This is a genomic window from Frankia sp. Mgl5 (genome assembly GCF_023242985.1).
GTDB lineage: Bacteria > Actinomycetota > Actinomycetes > Frankiales > Frankiaceae > Parafrankia > Parafrankia soli.
The window spans coordinates 1-445 of sequence record NZ_JALKFY010000468.1 but is presented as its reverse complement, the minus strand read 5'-3'; the positions used below and the strand labels follow the sequence as shown (position 1 = coordinate 445).

Here is a 445-nt window from a genome sequence, read left to right as displayed (position 1 = left end):
AACGTAAAGTAGGGATTGAACATGGACCTCTGGGACGCTATCACGACAAGACGTTCAATCGGGTTGGTGAAGCAAGAGCTGCCGCTGCGAGAATCGATCGAGCGCATGCTGGAAGCGGCCACCTGGGCGCCCAATCACCACCTGACGGAGCCATGGAGATTCTTTGTATTGACCGGGGATGCGCGGGTTCGCCTCGGGGAAGCGATGGCGGAGATTGCCAAAGCGAGGCTGGCCGATCCAGATACGGAAGAATCGCGCAAAAAGATTGAGAAGCAAAAGGAAAATCCGCTGCGGGCACCTGTGGTGATCGCCGTCGCGGTTGCTCCCTCTGAACGTGAAAATGTGGAGGAGCTTGAAGAGATTGAGGCGGTTGCCTGCGGGGTGCAAAACATGCTGCTTACCGCCCATTCGCTCGGATTGGGGGCGGTGTGGCGGACAGGTGCGA

At 58.0% G+C, this 445-nt stretch carries 1 protein-coding gene; it reads left to right on the top strand.

What is annotated here, in order from left to right; all coding sequences use genetic code 11:
• Positions 1–21: 21 nt before the first annotated feature.
• The coding region (locus tag MXD62_RS10175) for a nitroreductase family protein (RefSeq protein ID WP_248829082.1) at positions 22–445 on the top strand (424 nt) is incomplete at its 3' end.